The sequence below is a fragment of the Enterobacter cloacae complex sp. IR53030 genome (assembly GCF_049238365.1).
Lineage (GTDB): Bacteria > Pseudomonadota > Gammaproteobacteria > Enterobacterales > Enterobacteriaceae > Enterobacter > Enterobacter kobei.
The window spans coordinates 1-21111 of the sequence record NZ_JBMKHA010000007.1 but is presented as its reverse complement, the minus strand read 5'-3'; the positions used below and the strand labels follow the sequence as shown (position 1 = coordinate 21111).

At 58.1% G+C, this 21111-nt stretch carries 19 protein-coding genes and 2 pseudogenes; 2 read left to right on the top strand and 19 right to left on the bottom strand.

Going from position 1 to position 21111, the window contains the following annotated elements:
* Positions 1-183 precede the first annotated feature (183 nt).
* From ACOTXR_RS09165 to hpaG, 11 genes and pseudogenes are all read right to left on the bottom strand, one after another.
* Positions 184-1100 (bottom strand): annotated as a pseudogene (locus tag ACOTXR_RS09165) (helix-turn-helix transcriptional regulator).
* A 178-nt stretch (positions 1101-1278) separates the two neighbouring features.
* Complete coding sequence (locus tag ACOTXR_RS09160) at positions 1279-1788, bottom strand: 4-hydroxyphenylacetate 3-monooxygenase reductase subunit (RefSeq protein ID WP_014882409.1); 510 nt, start codon at positions 1786-1788, stop codon at positions 1279-1281.
* A 17-nt stretch (positions 1789-1805) separates the two neighbouring features.
* Positions 1806-3368, bottom strand: coding sequence for a 4-hydroxyphenylacetate 3-monooxygenase, oxygenase component (gene hpaB, locus ACOTXR_RS09155; protein ID WP_023331946.1), 1563 nt, complete (start codon positions 3366-3368; stop codon positions 1806-1808).
* A gap of 195 nt (positions 3369-3563) precedes the next feature.
* On the bottom strand, positions 3564-4454 hold the full coding sequence (hpaA, locus tag ACOTXR_RS09150; RefSeq protein ID WP_058690527.1) for a 4-hydroxyphenylacetate catabolism regulatory protein HpaA: 891 nt from the start codon (positions 4452-4454) through the stop codon (positions 3564-3566).
* The gene (gene hpaX / locus ACOTXR_RS09145) at positions 4426-5778 is read right to left on the bottom strand and encodes a 4-hydroxyphenylacetate permease (protein WP_023331947.1); all 1353 of its coding nucleotides are present in this window, start codon (positions 5776-5778) and stop codon (positions 4426-4428) included. The genes hpaA and hpaX overlap by 29 nt, the downstream gene beginning before the upstream one ends.
* 21 nt (positions 5779-5799) lie before the next feature.
* On the bottom strand, positions 5800-6597 hold the full coding sequence (gene hpaI / locus ACOTXR_RS09140; RefSeq protein ID WP_014882413.1) for a 4-hydroxy-2-oxoheptanedioate aldolase: 798 nt from the start codon (positions 6595-6597) through the stop codon (positions 5800-5802).
* A gap of 10 nt (positions 6598-6607) precedes the next feature.
* Positions 6608-7411: a 2-oxo-hept-4-ene-1,7-dioate hydratase gene (gene hpaH, locus ACOTXR_RS09135; protein ID WP_023331948.1), complete on the bottom strand. Its 804-nt coding sequence runs from the start codon at positions 7409-7411 to the stop codon at positions 6608-6610.
* Positions 7412-7538: 127 nt separating this feature from the next.
* Entirely contained in the window at positions 7539-7919 is a 381-nt protein-coding gene (locus ACOTXR_RS09130; protein ID WP_014882415.1) for a 5-carboxymethyl-2-hydroxymuconate Delta-isomerase, read from the bottom strand.
* A 9-nt stretch (positions 7920-7928) separates the two neighbouring features.
* Entirely contained in the window at positions 7929-8780 is an 852-nt protein-coding gene (gene hpaD, locus ACOTXR_RS09125) for a 3,4-dihydroxyphenylacetate 2,3-dioxygenase (protein ID WP_014882416.1), read from the bottom strand.
* Positions 8781-8782: 2 nt separating this feature from the next.
* Entirely contained in the window at positions 8783-10249 is a 1467-nt protein-coding gene (gene hpaE / locus ACOTXR_RS09120) for a 5-carboxymethyl-2-hydroxymuconate semialdehyde dehydrogenase (RefSeq protein WP_014882417.1), read from the bottom strand.
* Positions 10246-11523, bottom strand: coding sequence for a 4-hydroxyphenylacetate degradation bifunctional isomerase/decarboxylase (hpaG, locus tag ACOTXR_RS09115; protein ID WP_023331949.1), 1278 nt, complete (start codon positions 11521-11523; stop codon positions 10246-10248). The genes hpaE and hpaG overlap by 4 nt, the downstream gene beginning before the upstream one ends.
* Positions 11524-11793: 270 nt before the next feature.
* Here hpaG and hpaR point away from each other — a divergent pair, with 270 nt between their 5' ends.
* Both hpaR and tsr read left to right on the top strand, forming a co-directional pair.
* Positions 11794-12234, top strand: coding sequence for a homoprotocatechuate degradation operon regulator HpaR (hpaR, locus tag ACOTXR_RS09110; RefSeq protein ID WP_023331950.1), 441 nt, complete (start codon positions 11794-11796; stop codon positions 12232-12234).
* An 83-nt stretch (positions 12235-12317) separates the two neighbouring features.
* Positions 12318-13982 carry a methyl-accepting chemotaxis protein gene (gene tsr, locus ACOTXR_RS09105; protein ID WP_058690535.1) on the top strand — a complete coding sequence of 555 codons (1665 nt, stop codon included), beginning with the start codon at positions 12318-12320 and terminating at the stop codon, positions 13980-13982.
* A gap of 138 nt (positions 13983-14120) precedes the next feature.
* Here tsr and ACOTXR_RS09100 read toward each other — a convergent pair.
* The 8 genes and pseudogenes from ACOTXR_RS09100 to ACOTXR_RS09065 all read right to left on the bottom strand — a co-directional run.
* A pseudogene (locus ACOTXR_RS09100) lies at positions 14121-14627 on the bottom strand (GNAT family N-acetyltransferase).
* A 29-nt stretch (positions 14628-14656) separates the two neighbouring features.
* Entirely contained in the window at positions 14657-15130 is a 474-nt protein-coding gene (locus ACOTXR_RS09095; RefSeq protein ID WP_058690529.1) for a hypothetical protein, read from the bottom strand.
* Between the two features lies 1 nt (position 15131).
* A complete protein-coding gene (locus tag ACOTXR_RS09090) occupies positions 15132-15869 on the bottom strand; it encodes a winged helix-turn-helix domain-containing protein (RefSeq protein ID WP_058690530.1) in 738 nt (245 codons plus the stop codon).
* Between the two features lie 127 nt (positions 15870-15996).
* Complete coding sequence (locus tag ACOTXR_RS09085) at positions 15997-16953, bottom strand: Csu type fimbrial protein (RefSeq protein ID WP_014882424.1); 957 nt, start codon at positions 16951-16953, stop codon at positions 15997-15999.
* Positions 16944-19223 (bottom strand): fimbria/pilus outer membrane usher protein, encoded by a 2280-nt coding sequence (locus tag ACOTXR_RS09080; RefSeq protein WP_226856255.1) that lies wholly within the window; start codon positions 19221-19223, stop codon positions 16944-16946. The genes ACOTXR_RS09085 and ACOTXR_RS09080 overlap by 10 nt, the downstream gene beginning before the upstream one ends.
* Positions 19144-19920, bottom strand: a complete 777-nt coding sequence (locus ACOTXR_RS09075) for a fimbrial biogenesis chaperone (RefSeq protein ID WP_058690532.1) — start codon at positions 19918-19920, stop codon at positions 19144-19146. Before ACOTXR_RS09075 ends, ACOTXR_RS09080 begins: the two co-directional genes overlap by 80 nt.
* Before the next feature lie 2 nt (positions 19921-19922).
* The gene (locus ACOTXR_RS09070; RefSeq protein WP_014882427.1) at positions 19923-20420 is read right to left on the bottom strand and encodes a Csu type fimbrial protein; all 498 of its coding nucleotides are present in this window, start codon (positions 20418-20420) and stop codon (positions 19923-19925) included.
* Between the two features lie 32 nt (positions 20421-20452).
* Positions 20453-21111, bottom strand: a 659-nt coding sequence (locus ACOTXR_RS09065; RefSeq protein ID WP_421767021.1) for a helix-turn-helix transcriptional regulator, incomplete at its 5' end; no start/stop codon positions are given.

Here is a 21111-nt window from a genome sequence, read left to right as displayed (position 1 = left end):
CTGGTTTTTTATGTAAAGAAAAAAGGGTCAAGGTTCGTTGTGAGGAGGTATTGAGTAATGCTGGAGCGATCGTGCCAGATCCTCGCGCGTGTAAAGGTGGGTAAATGAATGAGTGGTTGAAAGTGACGGGTGAGCGGTCAAAGGAAGCGGCGAGTGGTTAAGGCTCGCCGCCGCTGGAGGAAATTATGTGATTGAGATCACGTGGTTATCCGGGCTGCGCGCCATCGCCAGATAGTTTTCCAGCGTTTTAACCAGTTTCTCCTTCAGCCAGTTCGGCTCCAGGATTTGAATATTCGGCAGCCAGTAGAACAGCAGCGGCAGGATCTGGTTCTCGTGTGCTGCCCGGCAGCGCAGCGTGATACCGCCACGTTGTTCTTCCAGCAGCTCTTGTTCCGGCAGAAGATCCCGGCGCAGGAAGTAATGTGAAATATTATCTTTAATGAATATTTTCACGGTGAAAGTATCTTCAGACACCCACGGATCGAGGCTTTTTTCCAGGAGCGCGCGGACATTCTCTTCAGGGGTAAAAAGGGTTTTCTGAATATCAAACCAGCGAATCTGACTCAATGAAAAGGATTTAAGCCGACTATTTTCGGTAGCTTGTAAATACCATATATTTTTTTGTTAATGAGTTTATAGGGATTAATCAGGCGGGTTTTACCCTTATAAACGATCTGGCAAACATTATGGTTATTAATAGATTTCTCAATTTTCGCTAAATGACGGCTGATATCACGTTGTACCGTGTGCTCTGCGTCGTTACCAAGGATAAGAATATGATTTTCGTCAACGCGTGTTTCCAGCTTTTGCCAGAATTCCGTATTTCTTTCAGGGAAAAAGTTATCTGCATTCAGGAAGTTAGCCAGTGTGTGATGTAACCCTTGTCCGCCGGGAGATTGTGCGGAATGGATCAGCCGATATAGCCCGTTACCGGTATGTTCAACGATAGGAGAGAGCGCATTTAAATCCCGGTAGACGGTACGCTCGGTAATTTTAAATTTGGTCATTAGCGCACTGCGGTTTACCACACCGTTTAAATGTAGCTCAACCAGAATATCGACCAGACGTTCAGCCGAGCGGCTCCGCGTCGTTTTAGCCATAAGGTAATCCTGTATATTAGGTATGCGCTGAATGAAGCGGGAAGCACTGACCAGAGATGTCAGTATTCAGGCACAGAAAATTTATCTTATGGTTGTATAACGGCGTGATTTAGCGGAAACCTTAGGAGTTTTTGCAGAAAGTGGCGCTGGCCGAAAAAAAGGCCAGCGCGCGGGAGAATTACGCGGTGGCTTCCACCTCCATCATGACCGGGTGGAAACGGCGTTTGAAGTAGATCAGGCCGTGTCCTGCATCACTCAAAATGATATTTTTAATTTCAACAAGATACACCAGATGCGTGCCGATGGTTTGCACCTGGCTTATCTCGCCTTCAAGGCTGGCCAGCGCACCTTTCAGCATCGGCTGCGCCAGCGGACCTTTCTGCCAGCAGGAGAGGGCAAAGCGCTCCTCCATTGTCATACCGGTCATCCCGGCGAAGTGGCGAGCCATGATCTCCTGCTCGTGGTTCAGCACGTTTATGCACAGTCTGCCGTTGCCCTGGAATACCGGGTTCATGGCGCTGTTGGCGTTGATGCACACCATGACCGACGGCGGCGTGTCCGTAACCGAACAGACTGCGGTGGCGGTAATGCCGCAGCGGCCCGCTTCCCCCTCGGTGGTGACGACATTGACTGCGGCCGACAGGCTGGCCATCGCGTCGCGAAAACGCAGGCGTTCTTCTGATTGCATTGAAACCTCCCGCTGCGCTATTTCAGCAGCTTATCCAGCATGTTGATATCGCTGTTGTTGTGCAGGTGCGGCACCGTCCAGCCGTGTTGGTCGTATTCGGACATACAGCGGTCGACCATCGCCATCATTTTGTCCATGTTGCCGGAGCTCTGCGCCTGGCGCAGGCACTGCAGGCGAATTTCATCCTGGCTACCGGAGTAGTTGATCTCATACAGCTCGTGACGGCCGCCAAACTCGCTGCCAATGGCATCCCACATCAGCTTCAAAATCTTGATGCGTTCGACGTGATCCATGCCGTTGGAGCCGCGCACGTATTTCGCCAGATACTGGTCAATCTGTGGGTTATTCAGGTCCCGCGCGCTGGACGGCAGATAGATCAGCCCGCTGGTGACGTTACGTTCGATAATATTCTTAATCTTCGCGTAGGCCATCGGAGCCATCACGCGGTAGGTCTGCAGCGCCGCGTGGTCCGGCAGATACGCGCCATTGACCCACGGCGTGGCTTCAGAGCACATGGAGTCGCTCAGCGCCCAGAACATATTGCGCCAGGCCACCACCTCGCCGAGATCCGCCTGTACGCCGCGGAATTCAAGGGTGCCGGTACACTCCAGCGATTTTTTCAACAGGGCGGTGATGAAGTCGAGCTTCACTGCCAGGCGCACGCATGCCTGTAGCGGATACATCCGCGCAAAGCCACCTTCCATCGTCCAGCGACGACAGCGGTCGAAATCGCGGTAGATCAGCACGTTTTCCCACGGGATCAGCACATGATCCATCACCAGGATCGCGTCGTTCTCATCAAAGCGGCTGGAGAGCGGGTAGTCATACGGGGAGCCGGTTGCGCCAGCCACCATCTCGTAAGAGGCACGGGAGATGAGCTTGACGCCTTCGGCATCCATCGGTGCGACGAACATCAGCGCAAAGTCCGGGTTTTCGCCCATCACCTGCGCGGAGCCGAAGCCGATCATGTTGTAGTGGGTCAGCGCCGAGTTGGTTGCCACCACTTTCGCCCCGCTGACAACGATCCCGGCGTCGGTCTCTTTCTCCAGTTTGATGTAGACGTCTTTCACCTCATCCGCCGGTTTGTGGCGGTCGATAGGTGGGTTAACGATGGCGTGGTTGAAATACAGGCCGGTTTCCTGAATGCGGGTGTACCAGCTGCGGGCGTTCTGCTCGAACTGACCGTAGAAGGCCGGGTTGGCACCGAGCGCGCAGCCGAACGCGGCCTTGTAGTCCGGCGTGCGCCCCATCCAGCCGTAGCTTAGGCGTGACCATTCGGCGATAGCGTCGCGCTGCTGGCGCAGGTCGTCGGCGCTTTTCGCCACGCGGAAGAACTTGTGGGTGTAACCGCCGCTGCCGGTGTCGGTGCCCCAGCACAGCGTGTCCTGCATGTCCGGCTTGTGCAGGGCATCGTACATCTGCGCGATGGAGGCTGCCGCATTGCGGAACGCCGGATGGGTGGTGACGTCTTTGACGCGCTCGCCGTAGATATAAATCTCACGCCCGTCCTGCAGGCTTTTTAAATACTCTTCACCGGTTAACGGACGTTTGGCATCGGCGCGGAAATCTTCAGGCTTCATAGGGACCTCGTATCGGAATAGTGATGTTAAATTTATGTTTTGTTTTTGTTTTTTAATTGAAGCGTGAGAGGGGCGGGACGTGAAGGGACGATTGGGACAACGGCGGGTACTTTTCGGGTGGGATGTGGATTTGTGATCTGTGCGGCTTTTCGGCGGGTGGCGCTGCGCTTACCCGCCCTACGAACCGTGATGCGTTCAGGAAACCGGTACTTTCTGCGCCCGATATGCGCTTGGCGAGCACCCCACTAAGCGGTTAAAAAAGCGGGCGAAATAGGCCGGATCTTTAAACCCCAGCAGCCAGGCAATCTCGCTGACCGCGCTGTCGGAAAAGAGCAGCAGCCGTCTGGCTTCCCGCAGCTGTCGGTCGAAGATCAACCGCTTCGGCGGGCGGTTGGCGAAGCGGCGACAGATATCGGTTAGACGGGATTCGGTCAGGTGCAGTTCGCTGGCGTATTCCGGCACCGTCCAGTGCTGGTGGTAGTGCGTGTCGATCAGTTGGGTAAAGCGCTGGAACAGCTTCAGCTCGCCGCGCATACCGCCTGAAGCGTGATCGTCGAGCTTCGCGTTGCGCAGCAGCAGAGTGAATACGGCCTGCGCCAGCAGAACCAGCGTATGCTCGCGGCCCGGCAGCTGTTCCATGGACTCCCGGGCTATCAGCTGCCAGTAGTGTTTCAGCGCCGCCAGTTCATCAGGCTTGTCGGCCAGCGACAGGCAGATCCCCGGCAGACCAAACGCTTCCCGCGTGCCGGGGTAGAGCACCTCCAGCAGCGGCCAGATCAGATCCTCGCGCACCGTCAGCACGTGCCCGTCGCTGTCGGATTCGGTAATAAACGCGTGCGGCACCGACGGCGGAGTGAGAACGAAAAGCGGGGCCTGCACCGAGTAACGGTGATCGTCGAGCTGGAGTTCAATCTGCCCGGTATCCAGAAAGTGCATCTGAAAATACTGGTCGTGACGATGCGCCTGCATGTCGCGGCCAAAAAAGGCCGCCATGCGTGCGAACGACTGGTAGTGCACATCGTCGGTGCCCAGACTTTCGTCGTACTCCTTGCTGATATCAATGTTGGCGATAGGGCTCTGGCACATGATCGTTCCTCTGTTGATCCCGCTGCGTCATCGGAATGCGCGTCAACACCAGCGCGCCGACCACCAGTAGCCCGGCCACGAACCACAGCCCGGAGCTGAAGCTGCCGGTCGCGTCGCGCAGAATGCCGATCAGCAGCGGGCTAACGGCAGAACCCACGTTGCCGATGGCGTTGATCACCGCCAGTGCCACCGCACGGGACTGCAGGCTAATCACCCGATCTGGCGTGGTCCAGAATATCGCCATGGCGGTAAATGATCCGGTTGAGGCCATGATGATGCCAAGCAGTTGGATCAGGCTGTGATCGGTGGCGGAGGCCAGCATCCATCCCGCCGCCGCGAACAGGTACGGCAGGATGGTGTGCTTTTTTCGCTCTTTCAGCCTGTCGGATCGGCGGCTCCACCAGATCATCCCGAGGATGGTGCAAAACTGCGGGATCGCCGCCAGCAGGCCAATGACGATATTGCTGCTGCCGGTGTTAAAGCTCTGCAGGATCTGCGGCGTCCAGATGTTGATCGCGCTCAGCGTGTTGGTCAGGCAGAAGTAGGCCAGCGTATAGAGCAGCACGGCGGGCGTCAGCACTTCTCGCAGCGTCGAGCGCGGCGTGACGGCGCGGGCAATGGCGACCTCCTGCTCGCGGGCGATCATGGTTTTCAGCGCCTGCTTTTCGTCCTCATCCAGCCAGGTGGCCTGATCCGGCGTGTCGTTAAGGTAGAACCAGGTTACTACCCCGAGCACTACTGACGGCAGCCCTTCCAGCAGGAACAGCCACTGCCAGCCCTTCAGGTTCCACAGCCCGTCCATCGCCAGAATGTACCCGGAGAGGATTGAACCGAGCATCATGGTGACCGGCATGGCGATCATAAACAGCGCGTTGGCGCGGGCGCGGTGATAGGCCGGGAACCACCAGGTGAGATAGACCAGGATCCCCGGCAGGAAACCGGCTTCGGCAATGCCCACCAGCATGCGCAGGACGTAAAGGGTTTCAGGGCTGGTGGCGAACATGGTGCAGGTGGAGGCGATGCCCCACACCACCATGATCCCGGCGATCCAGCGCCGCGCGCCGATCTTCGCCAGCATGATGTTGCTTGGGATCCCGCACAGCACATAGGTGACGTAAAACAGGGTTGCGGCCAGGCCAAACATGGTGGAGGTGAGGCCGAGATCTTTACCCATCGTCAGTCCGGCAAAGCCGATGTTGATGCGGTCGAGAAACGAGAAAACAAACAGGATAAAGAGAAACACGATTAAACGTCGGAACAGCTTGTTAATGGCGCGTTGTTCAACAGCTTTATTATCATGGGTTTGCAGGGTAGAGGTCGTCATGGTGCGCTCCAGATCTTACGTTTAGTAGACGGATTTATTGTTATTAACTGACGTAACCGGTTGTTCGATAAAGCGTGCAGCCAGCGCTTCCGCACCGCGGGCGAGCAGGGTTGTGTCGACGCCGACGGCGACAAACAGCGCGCCGAGGTCGAGATAGCGTTTTGCCAGCGCCTCGTTTGCCATCAGGATGCCGGGGGCTTTGCCCGCGCTCAGGATCTGCGCGATCGCCTGCTCGATAGCGGCCTGGACCTCCGGGTGCTGCGGATTACCGGCAAAGCCCATGTCGGCGCTGAGATCGGCCGGGCCGATAAACACGCCGTCGACGCCTTCCACGTCGAGGATCTGCGGCAGGTTTTTCAGCGCCTCACGGGTTTCGATTTGCACCAGTACGCACATGGCGTCGTTAGCCTGCTGCAGATAGTCCGGAATGCGATTCCAGCGCGACGCTCTTGCCAGCGCGCTGCCGACGCCGCGAATGCCCGCCGGTGGGTAGCGGGTGGCACGTACCGCCAGCCGTGCTTCCTCGGCGTTTTGCACCATCGGCACCAGCAGAGTTTGTGCGCCGACGTCCAGCAGCTGTTTGATCTGCACCGGATCGTTCCACGACGGGCGCACCACCGGCTGGCTCGGATAAGGGGCGATGGCCTGCAATTGGGTTAAGACGGTTTGCACGCTGTTCGGGGCGTGCTCGCCGTCGATCAGCAGCCAGTCGAAGCCTGCCCCGGCCAGCAGTTCGGCGCTGTAGCTGCTGGTGAGCCCCAGCCATAAGCCGATTTGTGGACGGCCCGCTTTCAGCGCCGCTTTGAATGCATTCTGCATGATTGTCTCCTTACACAAAGCGGCAGCTGATGGAGCCCATGTTGCCGTAGTCAACGTGGAAAGTGTCGCCTCTGCTGGCGGGCACCGGGCGGGTAAACGAGCCGCCGAGGATGATCTGCCCCGGCTCAAGCTGCACGTCGTACGGCGCCAGCTTGTTCGCCAGCCACGCCACGCCGTTCGCCGGGTGGTTAAGCACGCCAGCGGCCACGCCGGTCTCTTCGATCACGCCGTTGCGGTAGAGCAGGGCGGAGATCCAGCGCAGATCCAGCGCGTCGGGCTTAATCGGGCGACCGCCGAGGATCACCCCTGCGTTGGCAGCGTTATCGGAGATGGTGTCGAACACCTTGCGCGGGCGCTGGGTTTCCGGGTCAACGTTGTGGCAGCGGGCGTCGATCAGCTCCAGCGCGGGAATGACGTAATCCGTGGCGTTGTAGACGTCGAAGATCGTGCAGTTCGGGCCGCGTAGCGGTTTTGCCAGCACGAACGCCAGCTCTACTTCGATGCGCGGGACGATAAAGCGATCGACGGGGATGTCGCTGCCGTCGTGGAAAAACATGTCGTCCAGCAGCGCGCCGTAGTCCGGCTCGCTGATCTGCGAGCTGGCCTGCATCGCTTTGGAGGTGAGGCCGATCTTGTGACCTTTCAGCACGCGGCCTTCGGCGATTTTCAGGCTTACCCATTCGCGCTGAACGGCGTAGGCGTCGTCAATGGTGATCTCCGGGTAGTCCAGCGAGATCGCGCGGATCTGCTCCCGGGTTTGTTCCGCCTGATGCAGGCGGTGGGCGATCAGGGTATGGGTGTGTTTATCGAGCATGGCGATATCCTGTTGTATTGTTTTCTCCCTCTCCCCGTGGGAGAGGGCCGGGGTGAGGGCATCAGGCCGCTGAGATTTCCCTCACCCTAACCCTCTCCCAAAGGGAGAGGGGACAGATCGAGCGGTATTACTTAAACAACGCGTGCACGTTGTTTTGTTTGTAATTGAGCGTCGGGTGCAGTTCGTCCAGCTCGAACGACAGCGCCAGATAGCGGGCAGCCATCAACGCCGCAAAGTGCGCTTTGATAAGCCCAAACAGCATTTCCCCCACGGCTTCCCGACTTTCCAGGCTGCGCCCGGAACCGATCTTCAGCGTCATATGCACAAAGGCGTAATCCTGCTTACCGTCGGCCATCTGCCAGGTATCCAGCCAGTGGGCGCGGCTGCGGATACCGCCGATCGGGAAGATGCCCGTGGCGGCCAGCGCCTCGTTCACTTTGGCGAACAACCCCGGCAGGTCTGCCTGCTCGCGGATGTTGTCGGTACATTCAGCAATAAAGTGCGGCATGGTGGCTCCTCACGCGGGCAGGGGGAAAACGGCGTTAACCTGGCCGGTGCCGGAGCTGGCGAACAACTCGGTGAGAAACTCCACCTTGCCGTCGTATTTGTCCCAGCCGAGCATGCCCAGCAGCATCACCGTGTCATGCATATTGCCTTCGCCGTAGCAGTAGTCGGCGTATTCCGGCAGCATGCTGCAGAATTCTTTGAACTGCCCCTCGCGCCACAGCTTCACCACGCGCTCGTCCATCTGGCGGTCAAACTCGCGGGTATAGCTGTTCATCCCTTCTTCCGCGCGCTGGTCGTCGATAAAGCGGTGCGACAGTGAGCCGCTGGCGAGCACCGCCACGGTGCCGTCGTATTTTTTGATGGCGCTGACGATGGCCTCACCGAGTTTGCGGCTGTCGGCGAAGTCGTGAACGGTGCAGAACGCCGAGATAGAGACCACTTTGAAGTGTTTATCCGGGTTCATGTAACGCATCGGCACCAGCGTGCCGTACTCCAGCTTCAGGCTCGGGATGTTGTGCGCCTTGGCGCGCACGCCGAGCTTCACCGCCTCGTCGGCAATCAGCTGGCCGAGCGCCGGGTTGCCGTCGTAGTCGTAAGTCATGTCGCGGATAAAGTGCGGCAGTTCGTTGCTGGTGTAGACGCCTGAAAAATGGTCCGCACAGTTGATGTGGTATGCGCTGTTCACCAGCCAGTGGGTATCGAAGACGATGATGGTGTCCACGCCAAGCTCGCGGCAGCGCTTGCCGATCTCTTTATGCCCGTCGATGGCGCCCTGACGGCAGCCGTGGTTTTTCCCCGGCAGCTCGGAGAGATACATTGACGGGACGTGGGTGATTTTTGCCGCTAACGCTAATGTACCCATGATCAGATCCCCCATTTTGGAATCGGATGGTCGCCCATGGAGATGCAGACGTTCTTCATCTCCGCAAACACCTCGAAGCTGTACTCGCCGCCTTCGCGCCCGGTGCCGGAGGCCTTCACGCCGCCAAACGGCTGGCGCAGGTCGCGCACGTTCTGGGTATTGACGAACACCATGCCCGCTTCGATATTGCGCGCCAGGCGCAGCACTTTGCTGACGTCCTGGGTCCAGATGTACGACGCCAGACCGTACTCCACGTCGTTCGCCAGGCGCAGACCTTCCGCTTCATCCTTAAACGGCAGCAGGCAGGCCACCGGCCCGAAGATCTCCTCCTGCGCCACGCGCATGCGGTTGTCGACGTCCGCCAGTACGGTCGGGCGCAGGAAGTTGCCGCCTTTCAGATGTGCAGGCAGGTCGGTCGGTTTGTCCGGGCCGCCCGCCAGCAGGGTCGCGCCCTCTTCAATGCCGAGGCGAATATAGCCAGAGACTTTCTCCCAGTGTGACTTACTGATGAGTGCCCCAATCTGGGTGGTCGGATCGGTCGGGTCGCCCACGCGCAGACGGTTGGCACGCTCCGCAAAGCGTTTGACGAACTCCGGGTAGATGCTCTGCTGGATGAAGATGCGCGAGCCCGCGGTGCAGCGCTCGCCGTTGATGGAGAAGATGGTGAACAGGGCGGCATCCAGCGCGCGCTCGATGTCCGCGTCTTCAAAAATCAGCACCGGGGATTTGCCGCCCAGCTCCATGGAATACTTCTTCAGCCCGGCGTTTTTCATAATATTGCGCCCGGTGGCCGTGCCGCCGGTAAAGGAGACGGCTCGCACGTCGTGATGACGCACCAGCGCATCGCCTGCCGTTGCGCCGTAGCCCTGCACCACGTTGAGTACACCCGCCGGAATGCCCGCCTCCAGCGCCAGCTCGCCCAGACGGTCGGCGGTCAGCGGGGAGAGTTCAGACATTTTCAGTACCGCGGTATTACCCAGCGCCAGGCACGGGGCGACCTTCCAGGTGGCGGTCATGAACGGCACGTTCCACGGTGACACCAGCGCGCAGACGCCCACCGGCTGCACCAGGGTGTAGTTGAGCATTTTGTCGTCAACCGGGTAGGTTTTGCCGTTCATCTGCTGACACACCTCGGCGAAAAACTCGAAGTTGTGCGAGGCGCGCGGGATCAGCACGTTTTTAGTCTGGTGGATCGGCAGGCCGGTGTCGGCGGTCTCCATAGCGGCGATCTCGGGCACGTTCTGATCGATTAGATCGCCCAGACGACGCATCAGCCGCGCGCGTTCCTTCATCGGCAGGTTGGCCCATTTTGGAAACGCCTCTTTCGCGGCGGCTACGGCCTGATGGATTTCGGCTTCACCGCCGGAAGCCACTTCGGCCAGCACCTCGCCGGAGGCCGGATTGGTGGTGTGGAAATAGTCGCTTCCCGCCACGTTTTTGCCGTTGATCCAATGGTTAATTTTTTTCATTTTGCCGTCTCCTCACTCACAATTCGGTTTACCAGGCGTCCTACGCCTTCCACTTCCACCACCACTTCATCCCCCGGCACCACGTCGGACAGCCCCTTCGGCGTGCCGGTGGCAATCATGTCGCCCGGTTGCAGGGTCATAAAATCGCTCAGGTAGGCAATCAGGAACGGGATGCTGAAAATCAGATCCGCCGTCGTGCCAAGCTGTCGCAGTTCGCCGTTAACGAAGGTGCGCAGGGCGAGGTTGTGTGGGTCGGGAATGGCTTCTTTTGGCACGATGTTTGGGGAAATGGGGGTCAGCCCGTCGCGGCTTTTCACCCGCAGGTTTGGGCGGTAGTAGTTCTCGAGATAGTCGCGGATGGCGTAGTCGTTGCAGACCGTGTAGCCCGCAACAACGTCCATCGCCTCGGCTTCACTCACCTTGCGGGCGGTTTTGCCGATGACCACCACCAGCTCCGCTTCGTAGTGCATGTAGTCGATGTTGTTCGGGCGCACCGAGGTCTGGTCGTCACCGTTGAAAGTGTTCGGCGCTTTGATAAACACCAGCGGCTCGGTGGGGGGCTTGAAGTCCAGCTCGCTGGCGTGGTCGGCGTAGTTCAGGCCAAGGGCGAACAGCGTGGCGTGCGGGGGCGTGCGGTGAGCGATAGCGACGTCGCGTTCGTCCACCACCGGGTTTTCCAGCGGTGGAAAACCTTTTGCCAGAATGCGTACCCGGTCTCCAGGGCGGATCTCGACGCGGCTGTGCGGGGTGCCGAGCAATATCGCATCGCCGGGATTAAGGGTCGCGAACTCACTCAGGGCGCTCAGCAGCTGCGCGGCGTTGCGATGCAAATCGGCCGTATTCCAGTGGTCCGCCTCGCGGCCGTTAATCTCGGTGATGAGGGTCAGGTTATCCACGTTATCAACGTTGACCAGCTCGCCCAGCGGGCAGAATCCGTCCCGGCATTTCGCCTTGATCGCCGGGCGGTAGAAGCTCTCTTCCGGCAGACTCACCTCGTTGGCCAGCGCATATCCGGCAATGTACGCCGCCGCGTCTTCCTCGCGCACCTTGCTGGCCGTTTTGCCCACCACCAGCGCGACCGTTGCGCCGCTTAGCACCGTTTCACCCTGCGGGAAGGGAATGGGATCGCCTGCGCGGATCACGGTGTTATGCGGTTTGATAAACCACACTGCCGTTTTCGGCGGCGTGTTGTAGGGGGCTTTTTCAAACGCCTCAGCCCAGGCATCGCGCTGGCTTTGATGATTCAACGCGACGGCAAAAACGGTACCTTTCATTTACCTGCTCCTCACCCCGGCAGTCCGGGTTATGATTTCATTAATATGTTAATGATCTGGTTTTATGCTTTTGCTGTTTATTTCGCAATCAGAAGTGAAAAATTTGTGATATGAATAACAATAAATTTACATATTGGTTTTTATTTTGATTAAAATCAGTGCGTTAACAAAATTGGCGGGTTTCTGTTAGACTTTTTGGCAGAAAACGTATTGTTTATAAAAACATCTTTTATGAATTGTTTACTTGTTAATGAAGGGCGGGGAGAGGCTATGCATGATTCATTAACCATCGCGCTGCTGCAGGCGCGGGAAGCGGCGATGTCGTACTTCCGACCCATTGTGAAGCGACATAACCTGACCGAGCAGCAGTGGCGGATTGTGCGCGTGCTGGCGGAACATCCGTCGATGGATTTTCACGATCTGGCGTTTCGCACCTGCATTTTGCGTCCCAGCCTGACCGGCATTCTGACGCGCATGGAGCGCGACGGCCTGGTGCTGCGCTTAAAGCCAGTGAACGACCAGCGCAAGCTGTACGTGTCGCTGACCAATGCGGGCAATGCGCTGTATGAGCACGCCCAGGCACAGGTGGAAGAGGCATACCAGCAGATTGAGGCGGAATACACGCCGGAGAAGATGAAACAGCTGACGACGCTGCTGGAAGAGTTTATTGAACTCGGAAACCGGCATAACGCAGCGCGGGAAGAAGAGTAAAAACCACAAATTCCAGGATGATTTTCGTAAAGTTTTCCCTTTCCAGGCCGAAAATTCTGTATCTGTCTGAGGAAAGAGAAAACATGTTAAACCGTATCAAGATTGTCACCAGTTTAATGCTGGTTTTAGCTATATTTGGCCTGTTACAACTCACATCCGGTGGTCTTTTCTTCAATGCCCTTAAGCATGACAAAGAGAATTTCACCGTCCTGCAAACCATTCGCCAGCAACAATCCACGCTGAATGCCAGCTGGGTGGCGTTGCTGCAAACCCGTAATACCCTGAACCGCGCGGGTATTCGCTACATGATGGATCAGAGCAATATCGGCAGCGGCGCGACCGTTAACGATCTGATGCAAATCGCGTCCACGTCGCTGAAGCAGGCGGAAAAAAACTGGGCCGCCTACGAGGCCCTGCCGCGCGATCCGCGTCAAAGCGATGCGGATGCCATGGAGATCAAGCGTAACTACGATATCTACCACGGTGCGCTGGCGGAGCTGATTCAGCTGCTGGGTGCGGGCAAAATCAACGCCTTCTTCGATCAGCCGACCCAGAGCTACCAGGATGGTTTTGAGAAGCAGTATGTCAGCTACCTGCAGCAGAACGATAAGCTGTATCAAATGGCGGTTGAAGACAGCAAGAGCTCCTTCAGCCAGGCCATCTGGGTGCTGGTTAGCGTGCTGCTTGCCGTGCTGGTGGTGATCGTGGCCGTCTGGCTGGGTATCAAGCAGGCGCTGATTTCGCCGCTGACGCGCCTCATCGACAATATTCGCCATATCGCCAGCGGCGATCTGGTGAAGCGCATTGAAGTGGAGGGTTCCAACGAGATGGGCGAACTGGCCGATTCTCTGCGTCATATGCAGAGCGAGCTGGTACGGACCGTTGGCGACGTGCGTAATGGCGCGAATGCTATCTACAGCGGCGCGAGCGAAATCGCGATGGGCAATAACGACCTCTCTTCTCGTACAGAACAGCAGGCTGCGTCCCTGGAAGAGACTGCTGCCAGCATGGAGCAGCTGACGGCGACCGTGAAGCAGAACGCCGAAAACGCCCGTCAGGCGAGCCATCTGGCGCTGAGCGCGTCCGAGACCGCGCAGAAAGGCGGTAAAGTGGTGGACAACGTGGTGCAGACCATGCGCGATATCGCCGGTAGTTCGCAGAAGATCGCCGACATTATTAGCGTGATCGACGGGATTGCTTTCCAGACCAACATCCTGGCACTGAACGCGGCGGTAGAAGCGGCGCGCGCAGGCGAGCAGGGCCGTGGTTTTGCGGTGGTGGCAGGTGAAGTGCGTAACCTGGCCCAGCGCAGCGCCCAGGCAGCACGTGAAATCAAGAGCCTGATTGAAGACTCTGTGGGTCGCGTGGAAGTGGGTTCAACGCTGGTAGAAAGCGCCGGTGAAACCATGGGCGAGATCGTGAATGCGGTAACCCGCGTTACGGATATCATGGGCGAAATCGCCTCGGCTTCTGACGAGCAGAGCCGCGGTATCGACCAGGTAGGTCTGGCGGTCGCCGAGATGGATCGCGTGACCCAGCAGAACGCCTCGCTGGTGGAAGAGTCTGCCGCAGCGGCGGCGGCGCTGGAAGAGCAGGCAAGCCGCCTGACCCAGGCTGTCGCGGTGTTCCGCATTCAGCAGGAGCAGATGAAAGCGCGCGAGTTCGCTTCGGCGAAAAGCGTTGCTACCCCGGTGATGTCGCGTAAAGCGGCAACCGCTGATGCGGGGGATAACTGGGAAACGTTCTGATCGTGCGTGTTGTGCCGGGTGGCGGCTTCGCCTTACCCGGCCTACGGGGAGGGGTATGTGCCGGGTGTCGGCTATGCCTTACCCGGCCTACGGTTCAGGATTTTGTAGGCCCGGTCAGCGCAGCGCCACCGGGCGATATCAAAGCGGCAGACGCATGGCGCAGCGGGAGTCAAACGCTAAGCCGTGCGCTGTCTCATCTTCCCTTTTCTGACGCAGTTCAGGCGTGAGTTCAGTGACGTAGTCAAACCCCAGCCGCGCATAGAACGGCGCATTCCACGGTACGTCGCGGAATGTCGTCAACGTCAGCTACGACAGCCCCCCTTCGCGGGCATGGTCAGCCACAGCGTTAATGAGCTGCCGACCAATCCCCTTTCCCTGCCAGTCCAGATGCACCGACAGTTCGACAATAAACAGCGATGTCGCATGCGCCTCAGCGAGGATAAACCCAACGGGATGGTGGTTCGCCAGCGCCAGCCAGCTTAGCCCCCGTTCGGCATAGTTGAGATGCTCTTCAGTTGAAATCACCTCACCCCCGGCAAGCCAGGCGAGAGGGGGGATTTCACGAAAACGCTCGCCCGCCGCGCGTTCAATGGCGGGCAGGGTGGCAGCATCGTTGAAGGTGGTAGGGCGAATGCGAATGTTCATGGCGGGAAGTATAGCCTGACCCGTCGGTATTATTCTGTGCAGACCAGCACCGGCGAGTAAAAATTGCTGATAACCAGTGCATCATGCGGCGTGCGCTCTATCGCCAGGAGCCTTTTTTTCCCCTGGGTCAGGCCCGCGACGTATTTCTCAAATACGCCCGGCGGCATGGCGTCATGGCCAAAACGCTCCACTTTTTGAATAACGATCTCATACAGTTCTCCTTCCACGTGGCGCCATTTAAACATCTCCTGACGGGACACTTCCCAGTGGTTTGGGGCATTCTCCACGTTACCGTTTAGCGTGATGTACCCGGTTTTGTTGGGGTGAAACTGCATGATGACCTCCCCGTCAAACGTGAAATCGTGGCTGTCACGTTTGTCGGAGAAGGTCAGGTATCCATTGCATGCCACCGACAGCACTGGCGTGTAGAAATACCACGCCAGTGCAGCGCCGGTTATCATCAGGTTAAGGGCCAGAATGAGCCAGATTTTTATGTATTTCATATCACCACTCGTAATAGTAAAGCGTACGACAGGCGCTCGCTTTCCCCTGCGTGAGCGAGCATTGGGAGAGCACCAGTCGTCCCTCGTGGCCGTAGAAAAGCGTTCGCTGAATGTGCATGTAGAAAATTGAATTTTCCAGGCACGGAAGGTGACCGTCCTGCTGAAGGGTTTGCGCCAGCGCAGCCGCCCGCTCATGAAACACATCCGCCAGCGGCGTAAAGGTATAGACCGGACAGTTCCCGATATGGGTCAACAGATGAATGTCCTTCTGCCGGGTTTCGGGTTTGATAGCCGTTATCCAGAGGCACAGCGCAACGACCGCCAGCGTAAGCGCGCCCCAGAGCAGCCGCTCCGGTCGGGCGGGTACTGTTTTCACCGTTTCGGCGGCCGGTGTTTCTTCCTCCAGGGCTGTTACCGTGACGTCTGCGCTGAGCATAAAGCCCGTTTTGGGGACGGTGACGATAAACAGCACGTCGGGAAGCAGGCTGGCCAGCATTTTGCGCAAGATGCTGATGTACTGGTTTAACGAATTGTTAGACCCCTGGAGCCCACGCCGATCCCAGACGTCATGCAGGAAGGTCTCCCGCTCGACCACGTTCCCATGATGCTGCACCAGCAGCTTCATAATGCTATTGGCTGTGCAGGTGAGGATCTGCGCATCCTCAGGCGGCACATTGATAAGAGAAACAGAACCGTCCTCGTCGTTGTAGACGATGGCGTCAGCAAGCAGGTATTTCATAAGTTGTTGTAAAACAGACAGAGATAACGAATAAAAAAGAGAAGGTTTACGCCTTGTATGCAGAGCTGGTGGCTATTTTAACGCCATTGTTACCGATAACATTGATCCAGACAGGATTTTGGTCTGTTTAATAAGTCAGCGTGATTATCACGTCATCAATAAATTCCCCTGTACCGCTCAGGGGCTGAGCGGGGACTTCCCCGTAAACGGTGAAGTTCTGGGTGCCGCCAGCGGGATGGGTGACATGCAGCGCATCGCCGCTGTGCAGATCGCCCCAGCTTTGCGTGGCACCCGCATCCTGCCAGAGCCCGTAGCGCAGGCACTGACCCTCATCGTTACACAGCTGCCGCTGATTCCCGATGGCATGGTTGCCGTTGCCCATGCCAAGCGTAAACGCTGTGCCGGCCGGACAGCGCGTGGTAAGGGTTGCGGTGGAACGCGTCGGGCGCAGCGTGGCGGTACTGTTCAGGGTGCCGAAGTTAAGCGGGGTGACGCGTTCTATGTAGCAGCCCTGGCTGATTTCGGCCTGCGCATTGGTACCGCCCTGCACCTGCTCCCCCTCCGCAGAGCCATCCGAGCAGTTTTGCAGTGCATCCTGACGGCTAGCGCTGTGCCAGGCGATGCGCAGATTCATGTTGTAGTTGTAATAGTGGTACGCCGGAAGTTGGTTTTGCCCTGCCGGGACGGTGGCGATAAGCGGAAAGCTCCCGCTGATGTTGGCATTGCTGTCGGCGGTCAGAGTCTGCTGAATGAGCTCCCCGCTGCTGACGGGACCGAGTTCCTGAGCGCGTGCGTCGCCGTTAAGCAGGCGGAAAAGCAGGGTGTACTGTTTACCCTCCGAATCTCCCGGTGAGACCATCTGAAAGGGCGGTGCGTCGATACTGCTCAGACAGACGTTGATATATTCCGTCGTGCCGTTGTTGTCAGCCTGACAGCTAAATTTAACTTCGGTGTTGGTCGACGCGGCATTGCCCGCCACGACATTGCCAAAGTTGATGACGGCAGGTGATGTTATCCAGCATGCGGCGGCCATCGCCTTCACGGACACCGCAAGCAGCAACAAGAACGGTGCTTTTAATGACACTGTTGTTCTCCAATATTCTGTATGGGTGACGCAGTACGGGGGGCCGGAAGCCTGACACGGCACTCACCCTCACCAGTTTTTACCACCAGCTCACCCGGCAGAGGCGGGTCTTCAAGCCAGATAAAACCGTCACGCCCCACAATGGTGGCACCGCGTGGCGTTGAGACAATGCTGCCGAGCGGGAGCGGATTATGGTGGAGGTCCACCAGTCGGGCCTGAACTGTGACGGCGTGATGGACGTTAAAATCGACTTTTACCGCGCCGCCGTTGCCCGGTCTGGCCTGCATGTCGGTGACGGGGGCAATCACGTCGGCAGGCAGATCCAGCGGATTGATGCTGACTTTGCTGGCGTGGTAACGCGGCAGGTCGGTCAGCAGCAGATACCCTTTCTCGTCGGTTTCGCCTGCCGGGCGGTTTTCCAGCATCACCGGCACATGTCCGACACCGTGCGTGGAGACCAGCGCCAGGCTTTGTTGGCTGTAGCGCAGCGTGTGCAGGCTGCCATCCAGCAGCGTCAGGCTACCCTCGGCTGAGGCATAGTTAGCGCCCTGCGCCATCCCGGCGTGCCACTCACCTGCGTGGCCCAGATAGCCCACGTCCGCATAGGTTTCCCGGTGCTCGCCAAAGCCTCGCCCCAGCTGCCATGACCAGCCGCCGACCTGATCGTCCGGCTGATGGCGATAATCCATGCGCGGCATATCGCGGCTGGCCTGAACGGAGAGGGTATCCTCACGCCCTAACGGGATCGAGAGCATCAGCTGAACGTGGCTCGACGCATCCGTAAACGAGCGGGTGTAGCTCAGCGTGGTGGAAATATGTGCCGGCAGCGAGGCGGACCAGGAGGCGTTGAGATAGCGTTGTTTGGTGCCCTGAATGTTTTGCTGTACCCAGCCCGCACCGAAGGTACCTGAATGGGGTATCGACTGGCTGACCCAAACGCTATCGCTGCGTCTGACGGGGAGAGTACCGCTCATGCGGGCGTTATCGGCAAATGTGGCATCGGTACGAACGGTACTGGCAGAGATCCCCGTCCCGCGACCGTTCCATTGCCAGCCAAGGCCCCACTGTTTTCCCTGACCGTAGGGGCTGTCGCTGATGGCGACATGCTGGCTGATAATCCCTGTCCCGGGCGAGATCAGCCAGTCGACCCCTGTCCCGACATTGCGCAGTTTACTCTGCTGCTCCGTGTGCAGCGCCAGCGTCAGCTGGTTATTCACCCCGTAGCGCCACCCTGCGTCGAGCATGGGCGAGGCGGCATAGTCATTTGATCGCAGGGCGTAGTTTTGTCGCATCCAGCCGATATCCAGCGAGCCGCTGCTGAGTCCTTCCGCCAGCATCCCCGGCGCACCGTAGAGATCGAGCTGTACGGTACGACGCTGACCGTTGATGTCGGTAATGACCACCTGGGCCTGCCCGCTTCCGGTAAATGAGGGCAGGGTATCCAGCAGAAAATCGCCCGGCGTGACGCGCTGGCTGCTCTGCTTAAGCCCGTCGATGTACAGATCGACCGTAGAAGGCAGAACCGCCGTGTCGCTGTAACGGCTACGCGGTTCGGTGTTGAGCTGCGGATTGAGCTCAAAATTACGCGCCCAGTGCAGCCCGCCAAAGCGTACCTGTCGGCTCCAGCGGGCGCCCGTGGTGATGTTGTCGCCCAGCGCCAGGCTCGTGAGCGAGTCTGTGTTGTCCCACTGCCAGCGGGTTTCAAGGCGTGTGTGGCGGGGCCGACCTGCGCTGTTTTCCTCACCGGCATGGCTCGAAAAGCTGCTGCTGAACGTTCCGGGAAGCGCCCCGGATGCGGTGAGCGACGTTTGCGCGTTAAGCTGGCGTTTCCCCTCTGCGCCGCTGCCATAAAGCGCGTACCCGAGCGTCAACACGCTAATGGGCTGCGCCTCAGGATAGCGATACTGCGGCGTCGGCCTCCCGACAGACAGATGCTGTTGGCCCTCAAGTGCCTTTGCGTCGGCGGTAATGGAGACCTGCTGAGCATGCAAATCGAGACTGACCTTCAGACCCGGCAGGGACGTCAGCGCGACCGACTCGTTGGCGTTATCCGGGGCGCGAAGCCCCAGTTTTTTGAGGTCGCGGTGGTCCATCCACAGCGCATCACCCACTACCCGGCAGGCCCACAGATCCCCGCGCGGGTCGTGGTTCACGGTGATAGCCAGCCATTGCAGGGTATCGGCGGCGGGTTCAGTCCGGGCTGACAGCATTAGCGGTAGCCAAAACAGGAGCGCGAGAAGCAAGCGGGCGCAGGGGTATCTGGCTGGCATGGTGGTCGTCATTGAGATAGGCGCGCAACGCGCTGAACGTGTGGCGCGAAGTGTGCTTAAGCGTTATAAGCGCGGTCTGTCCCGGCAGAACATAGCCCGCCAGCCCTTTCAACGACCCGACGACCTGACCGGCGGCCGTCAGAACCTGCAGGTGGCTCAGGCGGATATGGCTGTTTCCGGCGTTATAGCAGCGGATCGTTCCCGGGGTGTCCGCCTGTTCGCAGCTCAGGGCATCGCGGCTGACGGGCATATTCTGGTTTCCGGCAATGAAGACAGGAATAGAGTAGCGAAGCAGAAAGTGTATCGCGTTGGGATTGGCCGCACGGGACGTTGCATCCGGTAGCTCATCAATGACCAGCCGGTAACTTTGCTCCTGTTCACGGATCCCTGGCTGCATCACGATTATGCGCACCAGCTGCTGCTGGCCCGGCGCCAGTGAGGTCATCGCCGGGCTGCTGACCACCTCGTCGGTGGCCGTTAATACATCTTTACCGTTTTGCTGGGTCCATTCGTAAACCCGTATCTGCGCATGGATGGCCGCTTTACCGCTGTTAGTGAGGTAGACCGCCGAGGCGCTTTGCCCGCTCTGGAGGTCGAGCGTCACTGGGGCCACCTGAAGCGTGGCGGCCATCGCGTAGCGTGACAGCAGCGCCAGCATCATGAACCACAGAATGAAGCAGGGGAGAAAACGACGCATGATCAATACACCAGATTCAACGTGACATCATCGCTATAGGCGCCAGCCTGCGCGGTCGTCAGGGCACCTGCGTCAATCACGCCATACAGCGTCTCTTGCTGTTCCATGCCGTTGCCGGTGTCGGTGAGTCCATCGGTGCTGGTAATTTGCGTCTGTTTGCCCTCATCGGCAAAAAGTTTCCAGGCAATCTTCTGTGCGCCCGTTTCACCGTTTTCTGGCTTCAGCCAGAAGGTGCCGTTGTCACTGCTATCGTTGCTGGTAGCAGAGAGCGTGAACGGCGTCCCGTTGGTACAGACGATATCGACCTGCGTTTTGGCCTGAATTTCGCTTGATTCGTCCGAGCCGTGGCGCGAGAAATTGAGGTCGTTGGCTTTGAGCGTGCAGGACTTCACCACCTCAAGTGAAACGTGCATCGTCGCGCTTGTGGTGCTGTCTGCGGCGATTGCAGCAGCAGGAAGCAGGAGAACGGAACAACATACAACAACAGGGATAATTCTCATGATCGTATTTCCTGACGTGAATAACAGTGCAATTACAAAGAAGAGGGGAGCGCGTCCAGCAGGCAGAGTTTTTGATGGAATTCCGCCAGGTTCTGGCAGCAAAATTTGTTCATCGCGTTACGTTTGTGGGTGTAGATCGTTTTAGGTGACTTATTAAGGATTTGCGCAATACGTATCGGGCTGAATCCTTTATGGAACAGCATGCAAACCCGCATCTCCTGACAGGTGAGCGTGGCGGTATTCTCGAAAGAGAAGCTTGTGTCGCTAAAACAGTGGCCTAGCTGCGCGAGAGACACATTGTCCGCAACCACTCTGACCCGCGCGTTGTGTAGCCAGGCGTTAATGTCGTTGACCCGGGCCGCGTCCGTCAATAACAGCCAGTTTCCCCCGACGTGCGTATTGAGCAGCAGTGTCTGCAGACGCATAAGCCCTTGTGGATTAACGTTGTTAATCCAGTACACCTCAGGACGGGGTGATACGGCTGTCGACAGGATCGAATTCAGGCCAAGCCATAAAAAAGCGTTGCTGCTCAGAACGATAACCTGATAGCCGGCATTTGCGATGAAAGGCGTCATTTTAGACCCCACAGATAACCCTGGCCGTAATCGGCCGCGCTCGCCCGTGTGTAGAGACATTAAAGTTGTATCCTTTAACCTGAAAAAGACTTTAAAGTTGTAAAGTTTTAAAAAAA